Here is a 3059-nt window from a genome sequence, read left to right as displayed (position 1 = left end):
CGACACGACACCCGCCGACGACGCCGGCGCCACCAGGGCGACAGGCGCCTTGAGGCCAAGTTTTCCAAAGACGGGCAGCAGCGACGGTTCACGCACGAAAATGACCTCGAATGTCGGGAAGAGCGGAGCAAGGACGCTCATGTCCCTTCCATAGCACTCTTTTCGCGAGCGCCCTGCATGCCAAATGCAAATGGGCGCCACCGACTGTGGAAGATGTGCGGGCCAGGTCGGCGAGGGCTGTAGAACAAACAGCCGCCAGATCTCACGCCGCGGCGCTGCGGCCTCTCACGCCGGCTTGCGCCTTGAAGATGCGGAACGTGTTGCGCCCTGCCGCCTTGGCGGCATAGAGCGCGGTGTCGGCCTGCGCGAACAGATCGCAGGGCGCGCCCGCTTCAGCGAAGGCGATGCCGACCGAGGCGCCGAGCCCGAGCGACTGGCCACAGGCGGCGACCGGCTTGCCCATCGCCTCGATGATGCGGCGCGCCAGACCCGAGACCGCCCCACGATCGAGATGCGGCCCAACCAGCACCGCGAACTCGTCGCCGCCGACGCGGGCCACCAAATCGGCCTCGCCGCAGCCGGCGGCAAGCCGCTTTGCCGCTTCCTTCAGGCATTCGTCGCCGACGACATGGCCGAACGTATCGTTGACGGCCTTGAAGCCGTCGAGGTCGACCAGAAGCAGCGCGCCGAGCGGGCGGCCCTCGTCGGCATGCGCAAGCCGCGCCTGGAACCGGCCGCGATTGGCAAGCCCCGTCATGACGTCATATTCGGCGAGATAGCGCATCCGGTCCGACAGGATCTTCTCTTCGGTGATGTCCTGCTTCATGCCGAAGATGCGCACGGGAACGCCCTCCTCGCACTCGACCGTCGCGGTGATGCGGATCCAGCGGCTGCGGCCGGTGAAAGTGGTGATCTCGGCGTCGAGATTGAAGCCGCTGCGCTCGGCGATCGCGCGACCGCGCAATGTGTCCAGCGCCTTACGCGACTCCGCCGGGTAGCACTTGATGATCTCCGAGCGATCGAGCACCGAGCCGCGCGGCAGGTCGAACAGATCATAGACGACATCGGTCCATGCCAGTTGCTCGCCGGGCAGGCTGCACTCCCAAACGCCGAGGCGCGCGGCGACCGAGGCGCGGTCGAAAATCTTGCGGCTGTGCGCCAGCGAAAGCTCCTGGCTGGCGATCAGTGCCGCCTGCGCCGCGAGCTCCGCCTTGAGCCGGGCGATTGTGGTGGCGGCGGCGCGGTGGCGTTCGTCGGCGCCTTGCATGGCCGCCGTCACGCCGGCGCGGGGCCGCGCCGGGCCTTTCGGACTGTAGGGCGTATCGGACATGTCGAGGCTCTGCTGTCTTGGCGGGAGATCACCATGGCGCGCAAGCGATTAACACTTCACTGACAATCAGTGGTTCCTCGCCCCCACGGGAGTGGGAGAGAGGAACCCAAGCCTTGCTATCTCTGACCTTTCTCTCCACCAACGGAACTCCCACCCACTTTTCTCCTTGAACGACCTCCCGATCTGGCCTAGCCTTGACTTGAGAAAAGGTTTTTTCAAACAGTTCCGATCAGGCTTGGCCATGTGCCGGGTCTTTTTTCGGACCTTAAGAGAAAACCTTTTCCCAACTGAGGATTCTCGGCGCCATGCCATCGGACGATCTGCCTGTCCCGGTCTTTTCCAAGCCAGTCACCTTGCGTGACGTGGCCGCGCAGGCCCGCGTCAGCGTCGCGACCGCCTCGAAGGCGCTCAACGACCAGGGGCGCATGACGGCCGAGACGCGCGAACGCATCCGCGAGACAGCCCGGCGTCTCGGCTTTCGGCCCAACAGCCTGGCGCAGAGCCTGCTCAGGCGGCGCAGCTTCACCGTCGGCCTGCTCACCAACGATACTTATGGCCGTTTCTCGCTGCCGCTGATGTCGGGCATTTCGGACGCGCTGGTCGACAATGGCGTCTCGGTGTTCCTGTGCAATGTCGAGGAAGATCCGCGCCTTGGCCAGATGCATGTCGACGCCATGCTCGACAAGCGCGTCGACGGCATCATCGCCACCGGCAAGCGCATCGACCGCCATCTGCCTGTCGACCTCTCCAATCTGCGCGTTCCGGTCATCTATGCCTTCACGCAGCCCGATCCCGACGCCATCGCCTTCGTCTCGGACGACGCCGAAGGTGCCCGGCTGGCGATCGAGCATTTCTGTCGGCTGGGTCGCAAGCACATCGCCCATGTCACCGGACCGGCGAGCTTCGCCGTGGTGCATGCCCGCGCCCAGGCTTACCGCGACGTGCTGATCGAAAACGGCCTGTCGGTCACCGAGCCGCTGCTCGGCTCCTGGTCGGAAGCCTGGGGTCACGAGGCGGTGGCGCACCTGTTCGACGGCAAGAGCGAGAGGCCGGATGCCGTCTTCTGCGGCAACGACCAGATCGCGCGCGGCGTCATCGATGCCTTGCGCGAGCGTGGCTTGAGCGTTCCCGGCGATGTCGGCGTTATCGGTTTCGACAATTGGGAGATCGTGGCCGAGGCGACGCGCCCGCCGCTGACCTCCGTCGATATGAACCTGGTCGCACTCGGGCGCGAGGCCGGGCTGACCCTGCTTTCGCTGGTCGGCGGCAAGCCCGCCGCGCCGGGCATTCGAAAACTGCCGTGCCGGCTGGTGGTGCGGCAGTCATGCGGCCATCCGCTGGATGGCTGAAGACGAAGCGCCGCGTGATCGGCGCCAAGCCGCGAAGCGCGGCCAACCCTGGAGGAGGAGAACATGAGGAACCTGATTGCCAAACTGGCCCTGGCCACTGCCGTTCTGGGCAGCGGGCTTGGCACTGCCGCCGCCGAGACGGCCAACATCTGGGTGCGCGCCGACGGCTCGAATTTCATGCCGAGGATCGTCGACGCCTACAACAAGGCGCACACCAACCAGGTCAAGCTGGACATCATCCCCAATGCCGAGATCATCCCGAAATATGGTGCCGCGGCCGCCGGCGGCACCGCGCCCGACGCGCTGTCGCTCGACCTGATCTACACGCCCTCCTTCGCCGCAGCCGGCCAGCTGGAGGACATCACCGACTGGGCCAAGTC

At 65.9% G+C, this 3059-nt stretch carries 2 protein-coding genes and 1 pseudogene; 2 read left to right on the top strand and 1 reads right to left on the bottom strand.

Annotated features, from left to right (window positions below; genetic code table 11):
- Positions 1-262 precede the first annotated feature (262 nt).
- Positions 263-1330, bottom strand: coding sequence for a sensor domain-containing diguanylate cyclase (locus EN935_RS28830; protein ID WP_127264343.1), 1068 nt, complete (start codon positions 1328-1330; stop codon positions 263-265).
- A gap of 305 nt (positions 1331-1635) precedes the next feature.
- Between EN935_RS28830 and EN935_RS28825 the strand changes: the two genes are divergently transcribed.
- Both EN935_RS28825 and EN935_RS28820 read left to right on the top strand, forming a co-directional pair.
- Positions 1636-2679, top strand: a complete 1044-nt coding sequence (locus EN935_RS28825; RefSeq protein WP_127264345.1) for a LacI family DNA-binding transcriptional regulator — start codon at positions 1636-1638, stop codon at positions 2677-2679.
- Between the two features lie 63 nt (positions 2680-2742).
- Positions 2743-3059, top strand: a pseudogene (locus EN935_RS28820) (sugar ABC transporter substrate-binding protein); the annotation flags it as partial.

It is taken from the genome of Mesorhizobium sp. M7D.F.Ca.US.004.03.1.1, from assembly GCF_003998635.1.
Classification (GTDB): Bacteria; Pseudomonadota; Alphaproteobacteria; order Rhizobiales; family Rhizobiaceae; genus Mesorhizobium; species Mesorhizobium loti.
Note: the sequence above shows the minus strand (reverse complement) of the source record. Positions and strands in the feature narration are given on the sequence as shown.

What these genes read in the sequence shown, in the direction of transcription:
- EN935_RS28830 (WP_127264343.1), bottom strand. Translation starts at nt 1,330, where the DNA reads ATGTCCGATACGCCCTACAGTCCGAAAGGCCCGGCGCGGCCCCGCGCC.
- EN935_RS28825 (WP_127264345.1), top strand. Translation starts at nt 1,636, where the DNA reads ATGCCATCGGACGATCTGCCTGTCCCGGTCTTTTCCAAGCCAGTCACC.